This is a genomic window from Streptomyces sp. NPDC015242, from assembly GCF_043079125.1.
In the GTDB taxonomy this organism is placed as follows: Bacteria; Actinomycetota; Actinomycetes; order Streptomycetales; family Streptomycetaceae; genus Streptomyces.
Genome location: NZ_JBIBUF010000002.1, coordinates 244,995 through 268,400, shown reverse-complemented (window position 1 = coordinate 268,400; position 23,406 = coordinate 244,995). Strand labels below are relative to the sequence as shown.

Here is a 23,406-nt window from a genome sequence, read left to right as displayed (position 1 = left end):
GGACCGGGGGCCTCGGGCATGAGCGGGGGCGGCGCCCGGACGCCCCCGGCGCCCCCGGCGCGTCCACCGGCGACAATGTCGGCGTGCTCCAGCAACTGTTCAGTCCGTCCGTCCAGCACACGCTCGACCTGATCGGCATCTTCGTCTTCGCGATCTCCGGCGCCCTGCTGGCCGTGCGCAAGAACTTCGACGTGTTCGGCATGGCCGTACTCGCCGAGGTGACCGCGCTGGGCGGCGGGCTCTTCCGCGACCTGGTCATCGGGGCCGTACCGCCCGCCGCCTTCACGGACCTGGGGTACTTCCTGACCCCCCTGCTCGCCACGCTCCTCGTCTTCTTCCTGCACCCGCAGGTGGAGCGCATCCAGGTCGCCGTGAACGTCTTCGACGCGGCGGGCCTCGGCCTGTTCTGCGTCGCGGGCACGATCAAGGCGTACGAGTACGGGCTCGGCCTGACCGCCTCGGCCGGGCTCGGGCTGACCACGGCGGTGGGCGGCGGTGTGCTGCGGGACGTCCTCGCCAACGAGGTGCCCTCCCTGCTGCGCTGGGACCGCGACCTGTACGCGGTCCCGGCGATCGTCGGCTCCGCCCTGGTCGCCCTGTGCATCCGCTACGACGCCCTGAACCCGTTCACCAGCGCCCTCGCGGTGGTCACGGCCTTCGTGCTGCGTCTGCTCGCCATGCGGTTCCACTGGCGAGCTCCGCGGGCGTGGCACCGGCGCTCGACGGTGAGCGAGGAGGAGCAGCCCGTGCTGCCGTGACGGGCCGGGCGCCGGTCTCCCGCGTCAGCCACGCGAAGGCGGGCACGACCTGCGGTCGCCACAGCGCCATGGTGTGCCCGCCGGCGCTGTCCGGGACGTACACCACGTGCACGGTCGTCGGGGCCTGCGCGATCCGCTCCAGCGCCCGGCCCGCCTCGTAGCCGTCGCCCGGCTGGCCGGAGACGTAGAGCGCGATCCGCGGCGGGACGGGGGCCCTGTTCAGCAGCAGCCAGGGGTTGTTCGCGTCGCGCAGCGCGGGGGTCCGCGCGGCGAGCGAGCCGCGTTCGCCGATCGGGTCGTTGTAACCCGACAGGCTCACGGCGGCCCGGTAGCGGTCGGGGTGGGCGACGGCGAGCTTGGCCGCGCAGTGCGCCCCGGCCGAGTAGCCGGCGACGGCCCAGCCCCCGGGCGCGGGCTGGGCGCGGAAGTTGTCCGTGACCATTCTCGGCACGTCGACGCTGAGCCAGCTGTCGGCGTTGACCGTGCCCGGGACGTTGGCGCAGCCGGTGTCCGTCCCGGGCAGCAGGTTGGTGCGGGGCGCGACGAGGATGAACGGGGCGACGCGGCCGTCGCGCATCAGCGGCTCCAGTTGCTCGTGCGCGTGCAGCGGACCGAACCAGGCCTTCGCCGAGCCGGGGTAGCCGGGCAGCAGCTCCACCACCGGGAACCTGTGGTGCCGGTAGGCGGGGTCGTCGTACTGGGGCGGCAGCCAGACGTAGACCTCGGCGGTCACGCCGGACACCCGTCCCTCGAGCCGGGTGACGCGCACCCCGCCGGCCGCGCGCATCCCGGGCCCCCGGGCGGGCTCGAAGCTCTGCCGCACCTTGGGCAGTGCGTGCAGCGCGATGCCGCCGGTGCCGTCGGCGCCCAGGTCGGCCGCCTGCCGCACGTGGTCGCCGGTGCCGAGCAGGTCGGCCCAGTCGTCGTACAGGCCGTTGGAGTTGTTCACCAGCGTGAAGACCAGGGATACGGCCGTGACCTGCGCGAACAGCAGCATCAGCAGCCGCGCGGCGGCCCGCGGCAGCCGGGGGCCGGGCACACGCGACCAGAGGGCCAGCGGCAGCACGAGGGCCACGACGGACAGCACGGCCAGCGTGCAGAGGAACGGGGTCCCGGTGAGGCTCATGCCCCTACAGAGGGCGGAACCGGCCGCGAGGTTTACGGACGAGTCGGGCACTCGCCAAGAAGTTGCCCATGTCTCACGCCCGCGCCGATGCGCGGCCCAGGTACAAAGCTACCGCTTAGTAGTCACTTCTTGTACTGTTCAGCCATGCCAGAAGCAGCTTCCGCCCCGGCCGTCCGGGCCGCGATCGGCGACAGCGAGTTCGACCGCGACACCGCGCTCACCCGCCGCGCGCCCGGCGTCTACGACATCGACCTCTCCGCCGGCTGGACGATCATCAGCGCCGTCAACGGCGGCTACCTGCTGGCCGTGCTCGGCCGGGCGCTCGCGGACGCCCTGCCGCACGCCGACCCGTTCACGATCTCGGCGCACTACCTGACCGCGTCCCAGCCCGGCCCCGCGGTCGTCCGCACGGACGTCGTCCGCACCGGCCGCACCCTGTCCACGGGCCAGGCCTCGCTCTTCCAGTACGACGACGAGGGCCGCGAGGTCGAACGCATCCGCGTGCTCGCCTCCTACGGCGACCTGGACGCCCTGCCCGACGACGTCCGGACGACGGCCCGGCCGCCCGCGATCCCGCCGATCGAGCACTGCTTCGGCCCGGAGGACGGGCCCGCCCCCGTCGACGGCAGCTCGGCGATCACCGACCGGCTCATGCTCAAGCTCGACCCGTCGACCCTGGGCTGGGCCCTCGGGCAGCCCTCCGGCAAGGGTGAGATGCGGGCCTGGTTCGGCCTCAAGGACGGCCGCGACCCCGACCCGCTCTCCCTGCTGCTCGCGGTGGACGCCCTGCCGCCCACCGCCTTCGAACTCGGCCTCAAGGGCTGGGTGCCGACCGTCGAACTGACCGTGCACGTGCGCTGCCGCCCGGCGCCGGGTCCGCTGCGTGTGTCGATCACCACGCGCAACCTCGCCGGCGGCTTCCTGGAGGAGGACGCGGAGGTGTGGGACAGCGCCGACCGGCTGGTGGCGCAGTCCCGGCAGCTGGCGCGGGTCAGGCTGAGCTGAACCGCGGGCCGCGTCCGTGCGGCCGGCGACCGGCGGGGGCGGCACGCGTGAACGGGCGTGCCGCCCCCGCTCGTTGTGCGGGGCGTGCCCCCAGGGTGTCGTGCGGTGCGGCTCAATCCAGCCAGTGATGGCGGCCGAGGCCGATGAGCCGCATCTGACGGGTCGCCACCCGGGCGACCTCCCGCTTCCGCTCCTCGCGCGCCTCCTCCGGCCCTTCCAGCGCCTCCAGGAAGAGCGACGCCGTGATCAGCATCTGGTCGACGTAGAGCTGCGCGAGCATCAGCAGGTCGTCCTCGCTCCAGCCCGCGGAGACCGGGTCCTTGGCCAGCTCGTCCTTGACCTCCCCGGCGAACCGCGTCAGTTGGTCCCGTATGGCCTTCCGGACCGGCTGGACTCCGCCGTGCCGCTCCCGGGCGATGAACCGGACGTGGGCGGGGTACCCGTCGACGTGACGGGCGATCAGCTCGATGGCGCGCGTGATGCGTTCCTCCTGGTCACCCGTTCCGGACACCGTCGTCCGGATCATCGGGTGCAGGCTGCCCAGCGCCTCCTCGACCAGGGCCACGCCCAGGTCCGCCGTGGAACGGAAGTGGCGGTAGAAGGCGGTCGGGGCGACCCCGACGGCGCGGGTGACCTCGCGCAGCCCGAGGCTGCTCAGGCTCTGCTCCTCCAGCAGCCCCAGGGCCGCGTCGAGGAGGGCCTGCCGGGTCTTCTGTTTCTGCGCCTGCCGGATGCCGAGGGTGTGACTCATGCCATGCAGTTAACAACTGTTCTCCGGAATTGGAAAGTCATGAGAGGCGCTAGACTGGGAAGTCAGTGAACAACTGTAACTACAACCGTTCACCGAATCTCTGGGGGTTGTCTCCGTGCTGTTCATCGTCGCCGCGCTCCTGCTGCTGGGGGTCGTCCTCGGCACCGTCGCCCACGCGCCGCTCGGCTTCTCCCTCGCCGCCGGTGCCGTCATCGCCGTCTGGCTCGGCGTCTTCGCGGTGCGCGAGCGCGGCCGCCGGCGCCACCCGCAGGCCCACTGACCACCGCACCCCCGACCCGACCACGGGAGTCGATCACCATGCAGCTCACCGCTCCGGCCTCGCGCCGCACCGGGATCCGCGACACCGACGGCATGGCCGTCGCGTCCTTCGTCCTGGGTCTGCTCGGCCTGCTCGTGCTCAACATCTTCCTCGGCCCGATCGCCATCGTGCTGGCGAGCGTCGCCCTGTGGCGCGGCACCGAGCGCCGCGGCCGCGCCCTGCTGGGTCTCGGCCTGGGCGTCGCCGACCTGCTGGTCCTGGCGGCGTTCATGGCGTCCGACAGCACGGTCTCCTGGAGCTTCTGAGCCGCCGTCGGCCGCTCCCGCGCGGACGCGCCGCGGCCGGGCCCGGGGACGACGGGCCGCCGCCGCGCCGGACAGCGGTTCACCTTCGGCCGGCCTTGATCTGAGGCCCGCGGAACGGGAGCCGTAGAATCGGGCTCACCATGGCTTACCTCGACCACGCCGCGACCACCCCGATGCTCCCGGAGGCGGTTGAGGCGTTCACCGCCCAGCTGGGTGCCACCGGCAACGCGTCCTCCCTCCACGCATCCGGCCGGCAGGCCCGCCGCACCGTCGAGGAGGCCCGCGAGACCCTCGCCGAGGCCCTCGGCGCCCGCCCCAGCGAGGTCGTCTTCACCTCGGGCGGCACGGAGGCCGACAACCTCGCCGTGAAGGGCCTGTACTGGTCGCGCCGCGACGCCGACCCCGCCCGCACCCGCGTCCTCGCCAGCCCCGTCGAGCACCACGCCGTCCTCGACGCCGTGCACTGGCTCGGCGAACACGAGGGCGCCACCATCGAGTACCTGCCGGTCGACGCGCACGGACGCGTCCACCCGGACACCCTGCGCGAGGCCATCGCCCGCAACCCCGGCGACGTCGCCCTGGCCACCGTCATGTGGGCCAACAACGAGATCGGCACGATCCTGCCGATCCGCGAACTGGCCGACGTCGCCGCCGAGTTCGCGGTCCCCCTGCACTCGGACGCGGTGCAGGCCTTCGGCCAGATCCCCGTCGACTTCGCCGCCTCCGGCCTCGCCGCGATGACGGTCTCCGGCCACAAGATCGGCGGCCCCTACGGCATCGGCGCGCTGCTCCTCGGCCGCGAGCACACCCCCGTGCCGGTCCTGCACGGCGGCGGCCAGGAGCGGCACGTGCGCTCCGGCACCCTGGACGTGCCCGCCATCGCCTCCTTCGCCGTCGCCGGGCGGCTGGCCGCCGAGCAGCGCCCGTGGTTCGCCCGGGAGATCGGCGCCCTGCGCGACGCCCTGGTCGCCGCGATCCGCTCGGCCGTGCCGGACGCGATCCTCGGCGGCGACCCCGACCCCGAGGGGCGCCTGCCGGCCAACGCGCACTTCACCTTCCCCGGCTGCGAGGGCGACTCCCTGCTGCTGCTGCTCGACGCCCAGGGCATCGAGTGCTCCACCGGCTCCGCCTGCACCGCCGGCGTCGCCCAGCCCAGCCATGTCCTGCTCGCCACCGGCACCGACCCCGACCTGGCCCGCGGCACCCTGCGCTTCTCCCTCGGCCACACCTCCACCGAGGCCGACATCGAGGCCCTGGCCAAGGCCATCGGGCCCGCGGTGGAACGGGCGCGGGCGGCGGGGCTGACGTAGGCCGGGACGGAGGAGCCCTCGGCGGAGGAGGCCGGGACGCAGGCCGGCCCCGGCCCGAGTGGCCCGGGCTGACGGGGGCCCGGGCGGAGGCCGACCCGGCGCCCGGCGCGCGTGAGGGGCGTGCGGCCCTCGGCGCGTGCCCTTGCCGGGGGCCCGTGCCGGGCGGACACTCCGGACGTGAACGTCGTCACGCAGGTCTTCGCCCTGCTCGCCGCCCTGATCCACCTGGTGGTGGGCGTCCTGGAGCGCTTCTTCTACCACCGCCCGCCTGTCCGGCAGTTCCTCACCACGTCCACCGCGGACGCGCCCGAGGTGACGCTGTGGCGGTCGGGCGTCGCCGTCTGCAACATCCTGCTCGGACTCGGGCTCGTCGCCGGGGTCGTGACCCTGCACACCGGCCATGAGACCGCCGGGCGTGCCCTGATCCTGTACCTCTGCGCCTTCCTGGTGGTGTCCGCCGCCGTCTTCGCCGTGTCCTTCCCACGGCTGTGGCGCGGGGCCCTCGGCCAGGGGCCGGCACCCGCCGTCGCCCTCGTCGCCGCCCTCTTCTGACGCCGCCGGGCCGGGCTCACACGGGCGCCGTGCGCGCCCGGCGCACCAGCCGCATGTACCTGTCCCAGTCCCAGTGCGGCCCCGGGTCCGTGTGGTCCGTGCCCGGCACCTCCACATGGCCGATGATGTGCTCGCGGTCGACGGGGATGCCGTACCGGGCGCATATCCGGGCGGTCAGGCGCGCCGAGGCCTCGTACATCTCGTCCGTGAGGTCCTGCGGGCGGTCCACGAAGCCCTCGTGCTCGATGCCCACACTGCGTTCGTTGTAGTCGCGGTTGCCCGCGTGGTACGCCACGTCCAGCTCACGGATCATCTGCGTCACGTGCCCGTCCTGCCGGACGATGTAGTGCGTGGCCGCCTTGTGCCCGGGGTCCTGGAACGCCTTCACCGCGCTGTCGAAGCTGCCCTGCGTGACATGGACGATCACCATGTCTATGCCGAAGTCGTCGGGCCGGTCCGCGCGCCGCCAGTTCGCGTCCGACGCCGCCACCCAGCGCGCGCCCGCGAAGTCGACCTCCCCCTCCTTGCGCGGCTTCTCCACGCCCGGGGTGCGCCACCACAGCCGCGCCAGCTCGTCCCGGGCCAGCACGGCCGTGCCCGCCGCGGCCGCCGCGCCGCCGATCAGCAACGCGCGACGCCCGACCTTCCGGTCGCCGTCCTTCGGAGCGTTCCGCTGTCCCATGTGATCGTCAACGGATACCCGCGGGTCCTGGTTCCCGCGCCCCCTTACCCTGGAGGGGTTATGACTGACACCCCGCAGCGCCCCCGCCCCCTCCGCGTCCTCGCCGCCATGTCCGGCGGTGTCGACTCCGCCGTCGCCGCCGCCCGCGCGGCCGAGGCGGGCCACGACGTGACCGGCGTCCACCTCGCGCTCTCCGCCAACCCCCAATCCTTCCGCACCGGCGCGCGGGGCTGCTGCACCATCGAGGACTCGCGCGACGCCCGCCGCGCCGCCGACGTCATCGGCATCCCGTTCTACGTGTGGGACCTCGCCGACCGCTTCCGCGAGGACGTCGTCGAGGACTTCGTCGCCGAATACGAGGCCGGCCGCACCCCCAACCCCTGCCTGCGCTGCAACGAGAAGATCAAGTTCGCCGCCCTCCTCGACAAGGCGCTCGCCCTCGGCTTCGACGCGGTCTGCACGGGCCACTACGCGAAGGTGATCGTCCGCGAGGACGGCACCCGCGAGCTGCACCGCGCCTCCGACCTGGCCAAGGACCAGTCGTACGTCCTCGGCGTGCTCGACGACCGGCAGCTCGCCCACGCGCTGTTCCCGCTCGGCGACACGGTCACCACCAAGGACGAGATCCGCGCCGAGGCCGAGCGCCGGGGCCTGGCGGTCGCCAAGAAGCCCGACTCGCACGACATCTGCTTCATCGCCGACGGCGACACCCAGGGCTTCCTGGCGAACCGGCTCGGCCGCTCCGAGGGCGACATCGTCGACGAGGCCGGCAACAAGCTGGGCACCCACGAGGGCGCCTACGGCTTCACGATCGGCCAGCGCAAGGGACTGCGCATCGGCACGCCCGCCGCCGACGGCAAGCCCCGCTACGTCCTCGACATCTCCCCGGTGGACAACACGGTGACGGTCGGCCCGGCCGCCGCGCTGGACGTCAGCGCCCTGACCGCGATCAAGCCGCGCTGGTGCGGTGCCGCCCCCACCGGCCGCGGCACCTACACGGCCCAGCTGCGCGCCCACGGCGGCGAGACCGAGGTGACCGCCGAGCTCGTCGACGGCACCCTGGAGGTCACCTTCAGCGAGCCGGTCCGCGGCGTCGCCCCCGGCCAGGCGATCGTCCTGTACGACGGCACGCGCGTGGTGGGGTCGGCGACGATCGCCTCGACCCGGCGGGCGACGGCGGGCGTCGCCTGACGCCCGCCCGCCAGGCCGTCGCCCCGCCGCCGCGGGGCGCGGCCCTCAGCCCCGGCTGAAGAACTCCGTCAGCACCGGCGCCAGCACGTTCGGCTCCACCATGTGCGTCTGCCCCTGGAGCGTGCGGTACGACCCGTCGGGCACACAGTCCGCGATCGCCCGGGCCGCCTCGCGCAGCCAGGCCGGACTCGCGTCGCCCGCCACCGCGAGCGTGGGCACGCCGACCGAGGCCAGCCGCTCGCGGGGGACCCGGCCGTCGCGCATGACGGCGTCGTCGTGGGCGAGGCTCGGGGCGAGGGTCTCCATGCCCGCCCACATGGGGGACTGGCGGGCGCCCTGGATCACCTGCTCGGCCAGTCCGGTCAGCCGCAGGAACAGCTCGACCGCGTCGCCGCGCCGTCCCTCGCCGAGCGCCTCCGTCAGCCGCCGGGTGTACTCCGCACGCTCCCTGGCGCCCTCCTCGGACATCGCGAACGGCGTCTCGTACACCGCCACGCGCCGTACCGGCAGCCCGCTCGCCGCCGCCTCCAGGGCGAGCGCACCGCCCGAGGAGATGCCGTACAGGAACGCCTCGCCGCCCACCGCCTCGATCACCGCCGCCAGGTCCTCGACCTCGCGCTCCACCGCGTACGGCGCGGTGTCCCCGCTGGCGCCGCGGCCCCTGCGGTCGTACACCACGGCCTGGAAGCGCTCCGAGAGCGACACCGCCAGCGGCGCCAGGGTGCCGCCCGTCGACATCGCACCGCTCACCAGGACGACCGCCGGACCCCGGCCGGTGCTCTCGTAGGCGATGCGGGTGCCGTCGCGCGAAAGGATCTTCTTGTCCATGCCTGTCGAGACTGCCGCACCGCGCGGTGTTCCTGGGTGAGGCGGGCCGTGCGTCAGCCGATCACGTCACTTCCACGTCGTAGAAGCACAGGTGGTCCTTGATCCCGGCGACGTCCGGCTTGGGGTCCGGATACGCCCAGACGAGGTCCTCGGCGCCCGGCAGCGACCAGTAGGACGCCGTGCCCTTGAAGGGGCAGTACGTCCGTGTGCCGGACGGGGTCAACAGGTCCAGGCGCACGTCCTCGGCCGGGATGTAGTACCGCTCGGGACAGCCCGTCTCCCGCAGCAGCAGCGCCCGGTCGCTCTCCGCGAGGACCTGCCCCGCGCGCACCACGCGCACGTGCCGCCCGCTCCGTTCGACGGTGATGCGGTGCCCTGTCGTCACGATCGCCCCTCCTCGGGTAGCCGACTCCCGTGCTACAGCGCAGGCTGAAGCGGAGTTCTTCCCTCGCCGCAGGAGGCCCCGATGCGCGCCGAGCGACCGGCCAGGAACCGCACCAGCCCGCTCCACCAGATCCGCTACGCCCTGCGCCACCCGGAGCGGGTGCCCGCCCACGCCCGGCGGATGCTGCGGGACGCCCTGCTGCGGCTGCGCTACCGCGACCACATCGCCTACTACCGGGCCGTGATGGCCTCGGACGCGGCCCGCAGCCCGCTGGCGGCGGTGGGGCACAGTCCCTCACGCGAGGCGTGGACGCGCATCGGCCGCATGCAGTTCGAGTACCTGGTGGGACACGGCCTGCGGCCGCACCACCGCATGCTGGACATCGGCTGCGGCAACCTGCGCGCCGGCCGGCTGTTCATCGACTACCTCGACACCGGCCACTACTACGGCATCGACATCTCGCCGCACATCCTGCTCGCCGCACAGGACACCCTGGTCGCGGAGAAGCTCCAGCCCAAGCTGCCCCACCTGACCCTCGCCGACGACCTGACCTTCGCCTTCCTGCCCGAGGCGCACTTCGACGTGGTCCACGCGCACAGCGTCTTCTCGCACTCGCCGCTGCCGGTCATCGAGGAGTGCTTCGCGCACGTCGGACGGATCCTCGCGCCCGGCGGGTTCTTCGACTTCACCTTCGACCGCACGGAGGGTGAGGAGCACCAGGTGCTGCACGAGGACTTCTACTACCGGACGCGGACCCTGACCGAGCTGGCCGCCAGGCACGGCCTGGACGCCCGGTTCATGGACGACTGGGAGCGGCTGCCGCACCGCCAGTCCAAGATCCGCCTGACCGCGGCGGAGGACCGGGCCCGTACGGTGGGCTCATGAACATCTGCGTCTTCCTGTCCGCCGCCGACCTCGACGAGCGCTACACCCGCCCCGCGCGCGAGTTCGCCGAACTGCTGGGCAAGGGCGGTCACACGCTCGTGTGGGGCGGCTCCGACGTCGGCCTGATGAAGGTCGTCGCCGACGGCGTGCAGGAGGCGGGCGGCCGGCTGACCGGCGTCTCCGTGCGGTTCCTCGCGTCCAAGGTCCGCCCCGGCGTCGACGAGATGGTCATCGCCGAGGACCTCGCCGAGCGCAAGAAGCTCCTCCTGGAGAAGGCCGACGCCGTGGTCATCATGGTCGGCGGCACGGGCACGCTCGACGAGGCGACCGAGATCCTGGAACTGAAGAAGCACGGCCACACCGACAAGCCGGTGGTCCTGCTCAACACCGCGGGCTTCTACGACGGCCTGAAGGAGCAGTTCCGCCGCATGGAGGACGAGGGCTTCCTGCCCCGCCCGCTGGCCGACCTGGTGTTCTTCGCGGAGGAGCCGGTGGGGGCGATGGCCTACCTGGAGGAGAGCCGGGGCATCGTGTGACCCGGCCCTGATGCGAGCATGGCGGGCATGGCTACTCATGTGATCACCGGGGCCGGATCCGGCATCGGCGCGGCCGTGGCCCGCCGGCTGCACGCGCGCGGGGACGACCTCGTCCTGCACGCGCGCGACGCGGGCCGCGCCAAGGAGCTGGCGGCCGGGTTCCCGGGCGCCCGGACCCTGGTCGGGGACCTGGCGGACCCCGACAAGCTCTCCTGGGCCTTCTCCCACCAGTCGCTGCCCGACCGGGTGGACTCGCTGCTGCACATCGCCGGCGTCGTCGACCTCGGCCCGGTCGGCGAGCTCACCCCGAAGACCTGGCGCCACCAGCTCAACGTCAACCTCGTCGCCCCCGCCGAGCTGACCCGCCACTTCCTGCCCCAGCTGCGCGCCGCCCGCGGCCACGTCCTCTTCGTCAACTCCGGCGCCGGCCTCAACGCCCACGCCGACTGGTCCGCCTACGCCGCCTCCAAGCACGGTCTGAAGGCCCTCGCCGACTCCCTGCGCCACGAGGAGCACGGCAACGGCGTGCGGGTCACCTCGGTCTACCCGGGCCGCACGGCCAGCCCCATGCAGGCCAAGGTGCACCAGCAGGAGGGCAAGGAGTACGACGCCGCGCGGTGGATCGACCCCGAGTCGGTGGCGACCACGATCCTGATGGCCCTGGACCTGCCGCGCGACGCGGAGGTCAACGACCTGACGGTCCGACCGGGGAACTGACCCGCGCGGGCGGTTCCGTAGGCTTCTCGGGTGAGCGAAAACAGCCAGTTCAGGTTCGGTCCGGCCACCGGCGTCGGCTCCCTGCCCGGGGGCGACGCCCGGGAGGCCGCCAAGACCGCCACCGGGTCCTTCGAGGACTTCCCCTTCCTGCCCGAACTGCCCGCCCGGGGCCCCGGCGCCGACATGATCGGCCGGACCGCCGGGATGCTCGTCGAGCTGTACGCGCGCGTGGAGCCCAGCGGCTGGCGGCTCGGCGACCGGCCCGGGCGGGACACCAAGCGGGCCCGCTCCTGGCTCGGGGAGGACCTCGACGCGCTGGAGGAGTTCACGCAGGAGTACCAGGGGCCGCTGAAGGTGCAGGCCGTCGGGCCCTGGACCCTCGCGGCCAACCTGGAGCTGCGCAACGGCGAGGCGGCCCTGTCCGACCCCGGCGCCTGCCGGGACCTGGCCGCCTCCCTCGCCGAGGGGCTGCGCGGGCACCTCGCCGAGGTGCGGCGGCGCGTTCCCGGCGCACAGCTCGTCCTCCAGCTCGACGAGCCGTCCCTCACGGCCGTGCTGCGCGGCCGGGTGAAGACGGCCAGCGGCTACCGCACCCACCGGGCCGTCGACCGGCAGGTCGCCGAGCAGACGCTGCGCGACCTGGTCGGGATCCACACCGCCGGCCCGGTCGTCGTCCACTCCTGCGCCCCGGACGTGCCGTTCGCCCTGCTCCGCCGGGCGGGCGCCGCGGCCGTGTCGTTCGACTTCTCCCTGCTCACCGAGCGTGACGACGAGGCGATCGGTGAGGCGGTGGAGGGCGGGACCCGGCTGTTCGCCGGTGTCGTCCCGTCCGTGGAGGGCCCATTGTCAGACCCTGCCGGTAGCGTCATGGGTGTCAGGACGCTGTGGCGCAGGCTGGGGCTGTCTCCGGGGCTTCTCGCGGAGGCGGTCACGCTCACCCCGGCGTGCGGGCTCGCGGGGGTCTCCCCGGGGTACGCGCGCCAGGCTCTCGCCCACTGTGTCAAGGCGGCGAGATCCCTCGCGGACAACCCAGAGTAACGGGAGGACGACACGGTGGCCGGCGACAAGCAGGCGGAGACGACGACGGTGCCCGCCGAGGCACGGGAGAAGCACGCGCGCCTCGCGGAGCAGATCGAGGAGCACCGCTTCCGCTACTACGTGAAGGACGCTCCCGTCGTCAGCGACGCGGAGTTCGACCAGCTGCTGCGGTCCCTGGAGGCGCTGGAGGAGGAGCACCCGGAGCTGCGCACGCCGGACTCGCCGACCCAGAAGGTCTCCGGGTCCTACGAGACGGAGTTCACGGCGGTCGCGCACCGCGAGCGCATGCTCTCGCTGGACAACACGTTCAACGACGACGAGATGGCCGCCTGGACCGAGCGCATCGCCCGCGAACTGGGCGAGCAGGACTACCACTTCCTGTGCGAGCTCAAGGTCGACGGCCTCGCCGTGAACCTCACCTACGAGCGCGGCCGCCTCACCCGCGCGGCGACCCGCGGCGACGGCCGCACCGGCGAGGACATCACGCCGAACGTGCGCACGATCGCGGAGATCCCCGACCGCCTCGGGGGCGACGACGTCCCCGACCTCGTGGAGATCCGCGGCGAGGTCTACTTCCCGATGGAGAAGTTCCAGGAGCTCAACGCCCGGCTGGTCGAGGCCGGCGACAAGCCCTTCGCCAACCCGCGCAACGCGGCAGCCGGTTCGCTGCGCCAGAAGGACCCCCGCGTCACCGCCACCCGCCCCCTGCACATGGTCGTCCACGGCATCGGCGCCCTGGAGGGCTTCACCGGCCTGACCCGCCTCTCCCAGGCCTACGACCTGCTGAAGACCTGGGGCCTGCCCACCTCCCGGCACAACAGGGTGGTCGACGGCCTGGAAGGGGTCCGGGAGTTCATCGCCCACTTCGGCGAGAACCGCCACTCCGTGGAGCACGAGATCGACGGCGTCGTCGTCAAGCTCGACGAGATCCCGCTCCAGGGCCGCCTCGGCTCCACCTCGCGCGCCCCGCGCTGGGCCATCGCGTACAAGTACGCGCCGGAGGAGGTCAACACCAAGCTCGTCAACATCCGCGTGGGCGTGGGCCGCACGGGCCGGGTCACGCCGTACGCCCAGGTCGAGCCGGTCACGGTCGCCGGCTCCGAGGTCGAGTTCGCCACGCTGCACAACCAGGACGTGGTCAAGGCCAAGGGTGTCCTCATCGGTGACACGGTCGTGCTGCGCAAGGCCGGTGACGTCATCCCGGAGATCCTCGGCCCCGTCGCCGACCTGCGCGACGGCAGCGAACGCGAGTTCGTGATGCCGAGCGAGTGCCCCGAGTGCGGCACGCCGCTCAGGCCGATGAAGGAGGGCGACGTCGACCTGCGCTGCCCCAACGCCCGCACGTGCCCGGCCCAGTTGCGCGAGCGCCTGTTCTACCTCGCGGGCCGCAAGGCGCTGGACATCGAGCACTTCGGCTACGTCGCAGCGGCCGCCCTCACGGCACCGCTGGAGCCCGAGACCCCGCCGCTGGCGGACGAGGGCGACCTGTTCGACCTCACCGTCGAGCAGTTGCTGCCCATCAAGGCCTACGTCCTGGACCAGGACAGCGGCCTGCCCAAGCGGGACCCGAAGACCGGCGAGGAGAAGGTCGCGACGGTCTTCGCGAACCAGCAGGGCGAGCCCCGCAAGAACGCGCTCGCCATGCTGGAGAACATCGCGGCGGCCAAGGAGCGCCCGCTCGCCCGCATCCTCACCAGCCTGTCGATCCGTCACGTCGGACCGGTCGCGGCCGAGGCCCTGGCCCGGGAGTTCCGCTCGATCGAGCGCATCGACCAGGCCACGGAGGAGGAGCTGGCGAACACCGAGGGCGTCGGGCCCACCATCGCCGCCTCCCTCAAGCAGTGGTTCGCCGAGGACTGGCACCGCGAAATCATCCGTAAGTGGAAGGCCGCCGGCGTCCGCATGGAGGCGGAGAGCACCGGCGAGGACGAGGGACCGCGCCCGCTGGAAGGCCTCACGGTCGTCGTCACCGGCACCCTGGAGCACTTCACGCGGGACGGCGCCAAGGAGGCCCTGCAGAGCCGCGGTGCGAAGGTGACCGGTTCCGTTTCGAAGAAGACGTCGTTCGTCGTCGTCGGTGACAGCCCAGGGTCGAAGTACGACAAGGCGATGCAGCTGAAGGTTCCGGTTCTGAACGAGGACGGTTTCGGCGTCCTGCTGGAGCAGGGGCCGGAAGCGGCGGCCGAAGTCGCCCTTTCGTCCGAGGAGTAGCGGTTGAAGGCCACCCGTTCGGCGCATACCAGATGCATACGGGTGGCCGGGGCGCATTCGGGCAACCGTCGGCGACCGCTGCCCGTGGAAGCCTTCTGCGGCCTACTGTTGAGATGTGCGCCTGCCGTGCCCAGCTCGGTCGGGGCATCTTCGTGCTCGGGCGGAGCGCGGGGAAGGGATTTCCGGCGCGGGCCGCCCAGGGTTGTCGGGCACCGGGCCGCGGGGCGTGGGCACCGCCGGCTGTGAGAGGGACGGGAATGGAACCGACCGAGAGCGCCGTGCCGGGCGCGCGGCTGCGCCGCATGGCGGTCGCCTGGCGCGCAGTCCGCGGGACCGGCCGGCCGGCGGGGCGTCCGGGCGCGGAGGGGCGTGCCGTCGGACAGTACCCCGCGGACGCGCGCGCCGCCGGTGGGCGCGCCGCGGCGGACGGACGCGGCACCGCACAGCAGGCCGCCGAGCACCCACCGGTGATGACCGGCGCCGGCCCGGAGGGGGACACCGAACGTCACGCGTCCTGGCCCGCGCTGCCCGCGGCGATCGTCGCGGCCGCCGGGTTCGTCCTGGGCGCCGGTTTCTACCGCGCCTTCACCGGCGGCCACGCCCTGTTCCCCTCGGGCACGACCGGCTGGGCGCTGGCCCTGCTGACCGGCGTCATCGTCGGCCACCTCGTCATGCTCGGCCGCTCCCGCTGGTGGGGCGGCACCGGCTCGGGTGCCGCCCTGACCCTGGCCGTGCTGCTGCTCTACGGCTGGCTGCCGGCCGGCCTGGTCAGCCTCACGGTCGTGGTGCTGGTCGGCATCGCCCGCCGCAACCGCTGGCGCCAGGGCGTGCTGCACGGGGCGGTCGACCTGCTCGGGATCGGCGCCGGCGCCCTGGTGCTGGCCGCGTTCGGGACCGTGCCGTCCGTCGAGTCCCCCACGGACCCGGCCGCCTGGACGCTCACCACCGCGCCCGAGGTGGCCCTGGTCGCCGTCGCCTACCTGGCCGTCACCCGCGTCCTGCTGTGGTACCTGCACGCCCCGCGCCCCGGCGTGCCCACCGTCGCCCGCACCGCCCTGGTCAGGCAGGGCCTGGTCGCGGTCGCGCTGCTGGGCATCGCGCCGCTGGTGTGCGTGGTGGCGGTGGCCAAGCCGATCCTGCTGCCGCTGTTCGCCATCCCCCTCATCGCCCTGGACTCCACCCTGTGGATAGCCCGGGCCCGGGCGGAGGAGCAGTTGCGCGACCCGCTGACCGGGCTGCCCAACCGGCAGTGGCTGCTGGAGCGCATCTGGACCGCGCTGGACGACGCCGAGCGGATCGACGCGCGCGCCGCCCTGATGCTGATCGACCTCGACCGTTTCCGATCGGTCAACGACACCCTGGGGCATCTGGCCGGGGACCGGCTGCTGCTGCAGATCGCCGACCGGCTGCGGGTGGCCCTGCCGCGCGGGGCGGAGGCGGCGCGGCTCGGCGGGGACGAGTTCGCGGTCTTACTGCCGGTCGCCGACTCCACGACGTCCGCGACCCGTGTCGCCCGCCAGCTGGTCGCCGCGCTCAGCTCCCCCCTCGACCTCGACGGCCTCACGCTGGTGCTGGAGGCCAGCGCCGGAGTCGCCGTCTTCCCCGACCACGCGCTCGACGCCGAAGGGCTGCTGCGCCGGGCGGACGTGGCGATGTACCAGGCCAAGCGGGACCGCACCGGCGTCGAGGTGTACGAGTCCAAGCGCGACTCCAACACCCCCGACCGGCTCGGCCTCCTCGGTGATCTGCGCCGGGCGCTCGACGCGCACGAGGTGCACCTGCACTACCAGCCCAAGGTCCGCTTCGACGGGCAGGTCGCGGGTCTGGAGGCGCTGGTCCGCTGGGTGCACCCGGAGCGGGGCAAGGTGCCGCCGGACGAGTTCATAGCGATCGCCGAGTCCTCGGGCCTGATGCCCCACCTCACCGAGTACGTCCTGGAGACCGCGCTCGGGCAGGTCGCCCGCTGGCGGGCCCAGGGCCTGTTCGTGCCCGTCGCGGTGAACGTCTCCCCGCGCGACGTGCACACCCCCGGTTTCGCCGGCTCGGTCGCCGCCCGGCTGGCCCGGCACGGAGTGCCCGCGGGAGCGCTCCAGCTGGAGATCACGGAACACGTCCTGCTGGAGGACCCGCAGCGCGCCGCCGACACCCTCAACGGGCTGACCGGGCACGGCGTGAAGATGTCCCTGGACGACTTCGGCACGGGGTACTCCTCGCTCGTGCACCTGCGCCGGCTGCCGGTCAGCGAGCTGAAGATCGACCGCTCGTTCGTGGCCCGGCTCGCCCTGGACCACGAGGACGCGGAGATCGTGCGCTGCACGGTCGATCTCGCGCACTCCCTCGGCCTGCTGGTCGTCGCCGAGGGCGTCGAGGACGACGAGACCTGGGAACGCCTGCGCGACCTCGGCTGCGACGCGGTGCAGGGCTGGCTGGTCGCGGCGGCGATGCCCCCGGAGGAGACCACGGCCTGGCTCAGGGCCCGGGGGCCGCGGGGGTGGCAGCGCCCGCGCGCCGCGCTGCCCGCGGCGACGGCCGACGAGTGACCCTTCCGCTTCCGTGCCGTCCGTGCCGCCCGTGAGGCCCGGGGGGCCTTCCGGGGGATGAGGCGCGGTGTCGCTCAGTCCGTGCCCGGCGGCACGAAGTGGCCGATCAGCAGCGCCAGCCGCCGCTCGTGTGCCTCCTCGGGCAACCGGCCGCTGCGCATCAGGGTCACCAGGCCGTGCAGCCCGGCCCAGTACGTCTCCGTCAGCAGTGCCGTGTCCTCGCCGTCGGCCGCGATCGGCCGGACGGCCAGCAGCAGTTCCTCGAAGGCGTCCTGAAGGGGTGCGGGGGCCTCGGGCGTGGCGAACGGCAGGTCCACCGCGAGCGTGAACATCGCGTCGTAGAGGGCGGGCCGCCGCCGGGCGAAGGCGGTGTACGCGGCGCCCACCGCCGCCAGCGCCTCGCGGGGGCTCCCGGCGGCCGTGCGCGCGGCCCGGAGTTCGACGGCCATGTCCGCGCAGCCCTGCACGGCGACCGCCGCCATGATCGCCCCTTTGCCCTTGAAGTGGCTGTAGAGGACCGGCTGGCTGTACTCGATCTCGTCGGCGAGCCGGCGCGTGGTCACCGCGTCCCAGCCCTCCGCCTCGGCCAGTTCCCGCGCGGCCGTCACGATCAGCCGCTCGCGCTCGGCTCGTTCGCGCTCGCGGCGCGTCTGGATCGTCATGCCGAGATCCTAGCACCGCTAGCGTTCCTGTCGGCGCTCTGCTAGCGTCGCTCACATCCCTAGCGCTGCTAGCAAGGAGAGAGCATGACCGTCACCGCCTACACCCTGGCCGTCGGGCTCAACCTGTTCTGCCTGTTCCTGGGCTACCGCTTCCTGTTCCGGCCCGCCGCCTCCGCCGCCGGTTACGGCGTCCCGGCCGACCCCCGCGGGGACGCCGGCGCCTACCTCACGATCAAGGGCCTGCGCGACGGCACCCTCGGCCTGGTCGGCCTGGCGCTGCTCGCCTTCGCCGGAGCCCGCGCCGAGGCCTGGTTCCTGCTCGCCGTGGCGCTCGTGCCGCTCGGTGACACGCTGATCGTGCTGCGTCACGGCGGCGCGAAGGCGGTGGCCTTCGGGGTCCACTTCGCCACCGCGGTCGTCGTCCTGATCGGCGCCGCACTCCTGTTCGCGGTCTGAGCGCCCCGCCCCGCCGTCCGGCCCCGAATCCGTTTCACGGGCACGGCCCCCCGCCCCATAGGATTGGGCCACACCACATTCACTCACCCCAGAGGATCGCTGCATGCCTGGCATCACGCGCGAGGAGGTCGCCCACCTCGCCCGGCTGGCGCGTCTGGAGCTGAAGCCCGAAGAGCTCGACCACTTCGCGGGACAGCTGGACGACATCATCGGCGCGGTCGCCCGCGTCAGCGAGGTCGCCGACCAAGACGTACCGCCGACCTCGCACCCGCTCCCGCTGACCAACGTCATGCGCCCGGACGAGGTCCGTCCCTCGCTCACCCCCGAGCAGGCGCTCTCCGGCGCCCCGGCCCAGGAGCAGCAGCGTTTCAAGGTGCCGCAGATCCTGGGGGAGGACTAACAAGCCATGACGGACATCATCAAGCTCACGGCCGCCGAGACCGCCGCGAAGATCGCCTCCGGCGAGCTCACGGCCGTCGAGGTCACCGAGGCCCACCTCGCCCGCATCGAGGCCGTCGACGAGAAGGTGCACGCCTTCCTGCACGTCGACCGCGAGGGCGCCCTCGCCCAGGCGCGTGCCGTCGACGCCAAGCGCGAGCGCGGCGAGAAGCTCGGCCCCCTGGCCGGCGTCCCCCTCGCGCTGAAGGACATCTTCACCACCGAGGGCATCCCGACGACCGTCGGCTCCAAGATCCTCGAAGGCTGGATCCCGCCGTACGACGCGACGCTCACCAAGCGGCTGAAGGCCGCCGACGTCGTCATCCTCGGCAAGACCAACATGGACGAGTTCGCCATGGGGTCCTCCACCGAGAACAGCGCCTACGGCCCGACCGGCAACCCCTGGGACCTCACCAAGATCCCCGGCGGCTCCGGCGGCGGCTCCTCCGCCGCGCTGGCCGCGTACATGGCGCCCCTGGCCATCGGCACGGACACCGGCGGCTCCATCCGCCAGCCCGCGGCCGTCACCGGCACGGTCGGCGTCAAGCCGACCTACGGCGCGGTCTCCCGGTACGGCATGGTCGCCTTCTCGTCCTCCCTGGACCAGGGCGGCCCCTGCGCCCGCACGGTGCTGGACGCGGCCCTGCTGCACGAGGCCATCGCCGGGCACGACCCGCTCGACTCGACGTCCATCGACGCCCCGGTCCCGCCGGTCGTCGAGGCCGCCCGCAACGGCTCGGTCGAGGGCATGCGCGTCGGCGTCGTCAAGCAGTTCCGCGGCGAGGGCTACCAGGCCGGCGTCATCCAGCGGTTCGACGAGTCCGTCGCGCTGCTCAAGGAACTGGGCGCCGAGATCGTCGAGCTGGACTGCCCCTCCTTCGACCTGGCGCTGTCGGCGTACTACCTGATCGCGCCGTCCGAGTGCTCCTCCAACCTCGCCCGCTTCGACGGCCTGCGCTACGGCCTGCGGACCGGCGACGACGGCACGCACTCCGCCGAGGAGGTCACCTCCCTCACCCGTGAGGCGGGCTTCGGCCCCGAGGTCAAGCGCCGCATCATGCTCGGAACCTACGCGCTCAGCTCCGGCTACTACGACGCGTACTACGGCAGCGCCCAGAAGGTCCGCACCCTCATCAAGCAGGACTTCGACAAGGCGTTCGAGCAGGTCGACGTGATCGTCTCCCCGACGACCCCGACCACCGCCTTCGCGATCGGCGAGCGTGCCGACGACCCGATGGCGATGTACCTCGCCGACCTGTGCACCATCCCGACCAACCTGGCGGGCAACGCGGCCATGTCGCTGCCGTGCGGCCTCGCCCCGGAGGACAACCTCCCGGTCGGTCTGCAGATCATCGCCCCCGTCATGAAGGACGACCGCCTGTACAAGGTGGGCGCCGCCGTCGAGGCCGCCTTCGTGGAAAAGTGGGGCCACCCGCTGATCGAGGAGGCTCCGTCGCTGTGAGCGCACTGTCCAAGGCCAAGGGCTTCAAGAGCTCCAAGTCCGGTCTGTACATCTCGATGGCCACGTCGGCGTTCGGCGCCGTCGGTGTCTACAAGCAGATCAAGAAGGCCCGCGGGGACAACGACACGCTGCGGCTGCTCGACGCCGTCGTCACCGGAGCGGCGGTCGTCACCAACCTGGCCATTCTCTACCGCGAGCTGAAGCGGCTGGGCGACGACGACGTCCTGCTGGGCTGAGAGGGAACCTTCACCGTGACCACCACGACCGACCTGGTGTCGTACGAGGACGCACTCGCGTCGTACGACCCCGTCATGGGCCTCGAGGTCCATGTCGAACTCGGCACCAAGACCAAGATGTTCTGCGGCTGCTCGACCGCCCTCGGCCAGGACGCCAACACCCAGACCTGCCCGGTCTGCCTGGGCCTGCCCGGCGCGCTCCCGGTCGTCAACGCGACCGGCGTCGAGTCCGCCATCAAGATCGGCCTCGCGCTGAACTGCGAGATCGCCGAGTGGTGCCGCTTCGCCCGGAAGAACTACTTCTATCCGGACATGCCGAAGAACTTCCAGACCTCCCAGTACGACGAGCCGATCGCCTTCAACGGCTACCTCGACGTGCAGCTGGAGGACGGCGAGACCTTCCGCGTGGAGATCGAGCGCGCCCACATGGAGGAGGACACCGGCAAGTCGACGCACGTCGGCGGCGCCACCGGCCGTATCCACGGCGCGTCCCACTCCCTGCTCGACTACAACCGCGCGGGCATCCCGCTCATCGAGATCGTCACCAAGCCGATCGAGGGCGCCGGCGAGCGGGCCCCCGAGGTCGCGCGGGCCTACGTCCGTGAGCTGCGCGAGGTCATCCGCGCGCTGGGTGTCTCCGAGGCCCGGATGGAGATGGGCCAGATGCGCTGCGACGTGAACCTGTCGCTGCGCCCGCACGGCACCGAGAAGTTCGGCACGCGTTCGGAGACGAAGAACGTCAACTCGCTGCGGTCCGTGGAGCGCGCGGCCCGCTTCGAGATCCAGCGGCACGCGGCCGTGCTGTCCTCCGGCGGCACGATCGTGCAGGAGACCCGGCACTTCCACGAGGACACCGGGTCCACGACCTCGGGCCGCGTGAAGGAGGAGGCCGAGGACTACCGGTACTTCCCGGAGCCGGACCTGGTGCCGGTCGCCCCGTCCCGCGAGTGGGTCGAGGAGATCCGGGCCTCCCTGCCCGAGCTGCCGCTGGTGCGCCGCAACCGGCTGCGCGAGGAGTGGGGCGTCTCCGGCACCGACATGCAGGCGATCCTCAACGCCGGCGCGCTGGAGCCGATCGTCGCCACCATCGAGGCCGGGGCCGACGCCGCGTCCGCCCGCAAGTGGTGGATGGGCGAACTGGCCCGCAGCGCCAACGAGTCGGGCAAGGCGCTCGACGAACTGGCGATCACGCCCGCACAGGTCGCCCGCGTCACCGAGCTGGTGGCCAAGGGTGACCTGAACGACAAGCTGGCCCGTCAGGTCATCGAGGGCGTCCTCGCGGGCGAGGGCACCCCGGACGAGGTCGTCGACAAGCGCGGTCTGAAGGTCGTCTCCGACGAGGGCGCGCTGACGGCGGCCGTCGACGAGGCGATCGCCGGGAACCCGGGCGTCGCGGACAAGATCCGTGGTGGCAAGGTGGCCGCGGCCGGCGCCCTGGTCGGCGCGGTCATGAAGGCGACCCGGGGCCAGGCCGACGCGGCGCGCGTCAAGGAGCTGATCCTGGAGAAGCTCGGCGTCAGCGAGGGCTGAGCCCTCAGGCGGACACGCGGGAGGGGGGATGCGCCGGAGCCGGCGCATCCCCCCTCCCCGTCGTCTACGGGCGGCGGCCCACCACGCGGGCGAAGCCCAGCGTGCGGCCCCGGTCCACACGGAGCATCTCGGCCGACCGGCCGGCCATCTCGACATGCCAGGCGTCCGTGTGCTCGTCGGCGACGACCTCGCTCCACAGCAGCCAGTCGCGCCAGCCGTCCTCCAGCCAGTCCGCCGTCTCGACCTCCACGGCCCCGCTGCGGGTCCAGTGGCGGCGCCACCAGGCGGCCGTGTGGAAGCACCAGAAGGCGGGCTCCCAGTACGGCCTGAGGTGCTCCGGCGGCTCGACGCCGTCGATCTCCTCGCGCAGCGCCGGTACGACGACGCCGATCCGCCCGCCCGGCTTGAGCAGTCGCGTCAGCGTGGGCAGGTACAGGTCGTCGGTGCCGAAGTACTGGTAGGCGTCGACGGAGACGATCGCGTCGAAGGTGTTCTCGCCGAACGGCAGGTCGTGCGCCTCGGCGAGCACGGGCAGGACGCGACCGGCGACACCGGCCTCGGCGATGCGCGCGGCGTTCTCGCCGGGCTTGATCCACAGGTCGGCGGCGGTGACCTGGACGTCGTACTCCCTGGCCAGGAAGATCGACGTCATGGCGCGGCCGCAGCCCAGGTCGAGCACGCGCGAGCCAGGGCTCAGGGTGTCGAGCCCCAGGGCGGGGGCCAGCCACTCCAGCAGCCACAGCGCGTTCGGGCCCATCTGGTTCTCGACGGCCCAGCGGGCGTCGTAGCCGTTGCTGCGCGGGTGGCCGGGGTGGCGCACGCGGTCAGCGAGGGGGTCGTTCGGGGTCCGGGACGTGATGTCCTTCATCGGTGGACGGGCTCCTTGAGTCCTTGAGGAAGAAAGGGATGGCGGAGGAGCTCGGTCGGACCGTCAAACAACGCACCTGCTTCGGCCGGGCGGCGGGATGCCGCGGGGGTTCCTCGGACGCGCGGACGCTAGCAGGGGGTGCCCGGCCCCCGCACCCGGTTTACCGGGCCGACGCGCTACCGTCTCGGCCATGAGTGGACGCGCTGTTTCCGACACCGACCCGGAGATAGCGGACTCGGAGACGGCCGTTGAGCAGGACGATGCCGAGGACCTGTGGGAGGACGCCCGCCGGGCCCGCTGGACCGCCACCGGCACCGGCGCCGCCCTGACCCTCGCGGGCCTGGCCGCCGCACTGCTCCGCCTCACCCGCTCCGCACCCGCCCTCGTCCCGGCCGCGTACGCCGGCGGCGCCGTCGTCTGCGCGGCCGCCGCCGTCCTGGGCTCCCGGGGCCGCACCCGGCGCGCGCTGTGGCTGCTGATCGCCGGGGTCATGATCATGGCGCTGGGGGACCAGGCGGACTGACCGCGACGGACCGCGGCCGCTGTGAAGAAGCCCACGAAACAGACAAACGATCTCGTTCGCCTGTAAGAGTGGCTTTCGCATTGCTCATGCGTTCTTTGCGGGCCGTTCAGTTCATGGACGACTGTTCCCGG

The 23,406-nt window shown here is 72.9% G+C and carries 26 protein-coding genes; 19 read left to right on the top strand and 7 right to left on the bottom strand.

The annotated features are described in order from the left end of the window. Positions 1 to 83: 83 nt before the first annotated feature. Positions 84 to 758 (top strand): trimeric intracellular cation channel family protein, encoded by a 675-nt coding sequence (locus ACF07N_RS06665; protein WP_383325460.1) that lies wholly within the window; start codon positions 84 to 86, stop codon positions 756 to 758. On the opposite strand, the gene ACF07N_RS06660 is transcribed toward ACF07N_RS06665, so the two are convergent. After that, positions 649 to 1,884, bottom strand: coding sequence for an alpha/beta hydrolase (locus ACF07N_RS06660; RefSeq protein WP_392109236.1), 1,236 nt, complete (start codon positions 1,882 to 1,884; stop codon positions 649 to 651). The two genes, ACF07N_RS06665 and ACF07N_RS06660, sit on opposite strands and share 110 nt — an antisense overlap. A 144-nt stretch (positions 1,885 to 2,028) precedes the next feature. Between ACF07N_RS06660 and ACF07N_RS06655 the strand changes: the two genes are divergently transcribed. Then, positions 2,029 to 2,889, top strand: coding sequence for a thioesterase family protein (locus ACF07N_RS06655; RefSeq protein WP_392109233.1), 861 nt, complete (start codon positions 2,029 to 2,031; stop codon positions 2,887 to 2,889). Between the two features lie 112 nt (positions 2,890 to 3,001). Here the strand turns inward: ACF07N_RS06655 and ACF07N_RS06650 are convergent, their stop codons facing one another. Then, entirely contained in the window at positions 3,002 to 3,640 is a 639-nt protein-coding gene (locus ACF07N_RS06650; RefSeq protein ID WP_383337649.1) for a TetR family transcriptional regulator, read from the bottom strand. Between the two features lie 115 nt (positions 3,641 to 3,755). Between ACF07N_RS06650 and ACF07N_RS06645 the strand changes: the two genes are divergently transcribed. The 4 genes from ACF07N_RS06645 to ACF07N_RS06630 all read left to right on the top strand — a co-directional run bounded on the left by ACF07N_RS06645 (position 3,756) and on the right by ACF07N_RS06630 (position 6,087). Beyond that, complete coding sequence (locus ACF07N_RS06645) at positions 3,756 to 3,920, top strand: hypothetical protein (RefSeq protein WP_383337651.1); 165 nt, start codon at positions 3,756 to 3,758, stop codon at positions 3,918 to 3,920. A 38-nt stretch (positions 3,921 to 3,958) separates the two neighbouring features. Then, on the top strand, positions 3,959 to 4,225 hold the full coding sequence (locus ACF07N_RS06640) for a DUF4190 domain-containing protein (protein WP_383325475.1): 267 nt from the start codon (positions 3,959 to 3,961) through the stop codon (positions 4,223 to 4,225). A gap of 140 nt (positions 4,226 to 4,365) precedes the next feature. Beyond that, a complete protein-coding gene (locus ACF07N_RS06635; protein ID WP_392109228.1) occupies positions 4,366 to 5,535 on the top strand; it encodes a cysteine desulfurase family protein in 1,170 nt (389 codons plus the stop codon). A gap of 177 nt (positions 5,536 to 5,712) precedes the next feature. After that, entirely contained in the window at positions 5,713 to 6,087 is a 375-nt protein-coding gene (locus ACF07N_RS06630; protein WP_392109225.1) for a DUF1304 domain-containing protein, read from the top strand. Positions 6,088 to 6,103: 16 nt separating this feature from the next. Here ACF07N_RS06630 and ACF07N_RS06625 read toward each other — a convergent pair whose 3' ends face one another. Then, positions 6,104 to 6,769 (bottom strand): N-acetylmuramoyl-L-alanine amidase, encoded by a 666-nt coding sequence (locus tag ACF07N_RS06625; RefSeq protein WP_383325484.1) that lies wholly within the window; start codon positions 6,767 to 6,769, stop codon positions 6,104 to 6,106. Positions 6,770 to 6,829: 60 nt separating this feature from the next. Here ACF07N_RS06625 and mnmA point away from each other — a divergent pair, with 60 nt between their 5' ends. Beyond that, the gene (gene mnmA / locus ACF07N_RS06620) at positions 6,830 to 7,960 is read left to right on the top strand and encodes a tRNA 2-thiouridine(34) synthase MnmA (protein WP_383337657.1); all 1,131 of its coding nucleotides are present in this window, start codon (positions 6,830 to 6,832) and stop codon (positions 7,958 to 7,960) included. A 45-nt stretch (positions 7,961 to 8,005) separates the two neighbouring features. Here mnmA and ACF07N_RS06615 read toward each other — a convergent pair whose 3' ends face one another. After that, a complete protein-coding gene (locus ACF07N_RS06615; protein ID WP_383325490.1) occupies positions 8,006 to 8,788 on the bottom strand; it encodes an alpha/beta fold hydrolase in 783 nt (260 codons plus the stop codon). A gap of 61 nt (positions 8,789 to 8,849) precedes the next feature. Continuing rightward, complete coding sequence (locus ACF07N_RS06610; protein WP_392109220.1) at positions 8,850 to 9,173, bottom strand: DUF427 domain-containing protein; 324 nt, start codon at positions 9,171 to 9,173, stop codon at positions 8,850 to 8,852. Between the two features lie 81 nt (positions 9,174 to 9,254). Here ACF07N_RS06610 and ACF07N_RS06605 point away from each other — a divergent pair, with 81 nt between their 5' ends. From ACF07N_RS06605 to ACF07N_RS06580, 6 genes are all read left to right on the top strand, one after another. Then, positions 9,255 to 10,058, top strand: a complete 804-nt coding sequence (locus ACF07N_RS06605; protein ID WP_392109217.1) for a class I SAM-dependent methyltransferase — start codon at positions 9,255 to 9,257, stop codon at positions 10,056 to 10,058. Then, positions 10,055 to 10,594, top strand: coding sequence for a TIGR00730 family Rossman fold protein (locus tag ACF07N_RS06600; RefSeq protein ID WP_392109214.1), 540 nt, complete (start codon positions 10,055 to 10,057; stop codon positions 10,592 to 10,594). Before ACF07N_RS06605 ends, ACF07N_RS06600 begins: the two co-directional genes overlap by 4 nt. Positions 10,595 to 10,621: 27 nt before the next feature. Beyond that, positions 10,622 to 11,311, top strand: coding sequence for an SDR family oxidoreductase (locus tag ACF07N_RS06595; RefSeq protein WP_392109211.1), 690 nt, complete (start codon positions 10,622 to 10,624; stop codon positions 11,309 to 11,311). A 30-nt stretch (positions 11,312 to 11,341) separates the two neighbouring features. Beyond that, on the top strand, positions 11,342 to 12,349 hold the full coding sequence (locus ACF07N_RS06590; RefSeq protein ID WP_383325506.1) for a methionine synthase: 1,008 nt from the start codon (positions 11,342 to 11,344) through the stop codon (positions 12,347 to 12,349). A 15-nt stretch (positions 12,350 to 12,364) separates the two neighbouring features. Beyond that, a complete protein-coding gene (gene ligA / locus ACF07N_RS06585; RefSeq protein ID WP_383325509.1) occupies positions 12,365 to 14,560 on the top strand; it encodes an NAD-dependent DNA ligase LigA in 2,196 nt (731 codons plus the stop codon). A gap of 257 nt (positions 14,561 to 14,817) precedes the next feature. Next, the gene (locus tag ACF07N_RS06580; RefSeq protein ID WP_392109207.1) at positions 14,818 to 17,100 is read left to right on the top strand and encodes a putative bifunctional diguanylate cyclase/phosphodiesterase; all 2,283 of its coding nucleotides are present in this window, start codon (positions 14,818 to 14,820) and stop codon (positions 17,098 to 17,100) included. Between the two features lie 74 nt (positions 17,101 to 17,174). On the opposite strand, the gene ACF07N_RS06575 is transcribed toward ACF07N_RS06580, so the two are convergent. Next, a complete protein-coding gene (locus ACF07N_RS06575) occupies positions 17,175 to 17,762 on the bottom strand; it encodes a TetR/AcrR family transcriptional regulator (RefSeq protein WP_392109204.1) in 588 nt (195 codons plus the stop codon). An 84-nt stretch (positions 17,763 to 17,846) separates the two neighbouring features. Here ACF07N_RS06575 and ACF07N_RS06570 point away from each other — a divergent pair, with 84 nt between their 5' ends. The 5 genes from ACF07N_RS06570 (at position 17,847) to gatB (ending at position 21,884) form a co-directional block, all read left to right on the top strand. Continuing rightward, positions 17,847 to 18,218: a DUF4267 domain-containing protein gene (locus ACF07N_RS06570; protein ID WP_392109201.1), complete on the top strand. Its 372-nt coding sequence runs from the start codon at positions 17,847 to 17,849 to the stop codon at positions 18,216 to 18,218. Between the two features lie 103 nt (positions 18,219 to 18,321). After that, on the top strand, positions 18,322 to 18,618 hold the full coding sequence (gatC, locus tag ACF07N_RS06565) for an Asp-tRNA(Asn)/Glu-tRNA(Gln) amidotransferase subunit GatC (RefSeq protein ID WP_031117542.1): 297 nt from the start codon (positions 18,322 to 18,324) through the stop codon (positions 18,616 to 18,618). A gap of 6 nt (positions 18,619 to 18,624) precedes the next feature. Continuing rightward, positions 18,625 to 20,118: an Asp-tRNA(Asn)/Glu-tRNA(Gln) amidotransferase subunit GatA gene (gene gatA, locus ACF07N_RS06560; RefSeq protein WP_392109198.1), complete on the top strand. Its 1,494-nt coding sequence runs from the start codon at positions 18,625 to 18,627 to the stop codon at positions 20,116 to 20,118. Beyond that, the gene (locus tag ACF07N_RS06555; protein WP_086601598.1) at positions 20,115 to 20,354 is read left to right on the top strand and encodes a hypothetical protein; all 240 of its coding nucleotides are present in this window, start codon (positions 20,115 to 20,117) and stop codon (positions 20,352 to 20,354) included. Before gatA ends, ACF07N_RS06555 begins: the two co-directional genes overlap by 4 nt. Before the next feature lie 15 nt (positions 20,355 to 20,369). Next, positions 20,370 to 21,884: an Asp-tRNA(Asn)/Glu-tRNA(Gln) amidotransferase subunit GatB gene (gene gatB / locus ACF07N_RS06550; RefSeq protein ID WP_383337666.1), complete on the top strand. Its 1,515-nt coding sequence runs from the start codon at positions 20,370 to 20,372 to the stop codon at positions 21,882 to 21,884. A gap of 64 nt (positions 21,885 to 21,948) precedes the next feature. Here gatB and ACF07N_RS06545 read toward each other — a convergent pair whose 3' ends face one another. Then, positions 21,949 to 22,752: a methyltransferase domain-containing protein gene (locus ACF07N_RS06545; RefSeq protein ID WP_392109194.1), complete on the bottom strand. Its 804-nt coding sequence runs from the start codon at positions 22,750 to 22,752 to the stop codon at positions 21,949 to 21,951. A gap of 190 nt (positions 22,753 to 22,942) precedes the next feature. Between ACF07N_RS06545 and ACF07N_RS06540 the strand changes: the two genes are divergently transcribed. Continuing rightward, the gene (locus ACF07N_RS06540) at positions 22,943 to 23,275 is read left to right on the top strand and encodes a hypothetical protein (protein WP_392109191.1); all 333 of its coding nucleotides are present in this window, start codon (positions 22,943 to 22,945) and stop codon (positions 23,273 to 23,275) included. Positions 23,276 to 23,406 lie beyond the last annotated feature (131 nt).

Bases quoted from the DNA above. Each gene is read 5' to 3' on its own strand.
- ACF07N_RS06660 (WP_392109236.1), bottom strand. From the start codon at position 1,884: ATGAGCCTCACCGGGACCCCGTTCCTCTGCACGCTGGCCGTGCTGTCC.
- ACF07N_RS06655 (WP_392109233.1), top strand. From the start codon at position 2,029: ATGCCAGAAGCAGCTTCCGCCCCGGCCGTCCGGGCCGCGATCGGCGAC.
- ACF07N_RS06650 (WP_383337649.1), bottom strand. From the start codon at position 3,640: ATGAGTCACACCCTCGGCATCCGGCAGGCGCAGAAACAGAAGACCCGG.
- ACF07N_RS06640 (WP_383325475.1), top strand. From the start codon at position 3,959: ATGCAGCTCACCGCTCCGGCCTCGCGCCGCACCGGGATCCGCGACACC.
- ACF07N_RS06635 (WP_392109228.1), top strand. From the start codon at position 4,366: ATGGCTTACCTCGACCACGCCGCGACCACCCCGATGCTCCCGGAGGCG.
- ACF07N_RS06625 (WP_383325484.1), bottom strand. From the start codon at position 6,769: ATGGGACAGCGGAACGCTCCGAAGGACGGCGACCGGAAGGTCGGGCGT.
- mnmA (WP_383337657.1), top strand. From the start codon at position 6,830: ATGACTGACACCCCGCAGCGCCCCCGCCCCCTCCGCGTCCTCGCCGCC.
- ACF07N_RS06615 (WP_383325490.1), bottom strand. From the start codon at position 8,788: ATGGACAAGAAGATCCTTTCGCGCGACGGCACCCGCATCGCCTACGAG.
- ACF07N_RS06605 (WP_392109217.1), top strand. From the start codon at position 9,255: ATGCGCGCCGAGCGACCGGCCAGGAACCGCACCAGCCCGCTCCACCAG.
- ACF07N_RS06600 (WP_392109214.1), top strand. From the start codon at position 10,055: ATGAACATCTGCGTCTTCCTGTCCGCCGCCGACCTCGACGAGCGCTAC.
- ACF07N_RS06595 (WP_392109211.1), top strand. From the start codon at position 10,622: ATGGCTACTCATGTGATCACCGGGGCCGGATCCGGCATCGGCGCGGCC.
- ACF07N_RS06580 (WP_392109207.1), top strand. From the start codon at position 14,818: ATGGAACCGACCGAGAGCGCCGTGCCGGGCGCGCGGCTGCGCCGCATG.
- ACF07N_RS06575 (WP_392109204.1), bottom strand. From the start codon at position 17,762: ATGACGATCCAGACGCGCCGCGAGCGCGAACGAGCCGAGCGCGAGCGG.
- ACF07N_RS06570 (WP_392109201.1), top strand. From the start codon at position 17,847: ATGACCGTCACCGCCTACACCCTGGCCGTCGGGCTCAACCTGTTCTGC.
- gatC (WP_031117542.1), top strand. From the start codon at position 18,322: ATGCCTGGCATCACGCGCGAGGAGGTCGCCCACCTCGCCCGGCTGGCG.
- gatA (WP_392109198.1), top strand. From the start codon at position 18,625: ATGACGGACATCATCAAGCTCACGGCCGCCGAGACCGCCGCGAAGATC.
- ACF07N_RS06545 (WP_392109194.1), bottom strand. From the start codon at position 22,752: ATGAAGGACATCACGTCCCGGACCCCGAACGACCCCCTCGCTGACCGC.
- ACF07N_RS06540 (WP_392109191.1), top strand. From the start codon at position 22,943: ATGAGTGGACGCGCTGTTTCCGACACCGACCCGGAGATAGCGGACTCG.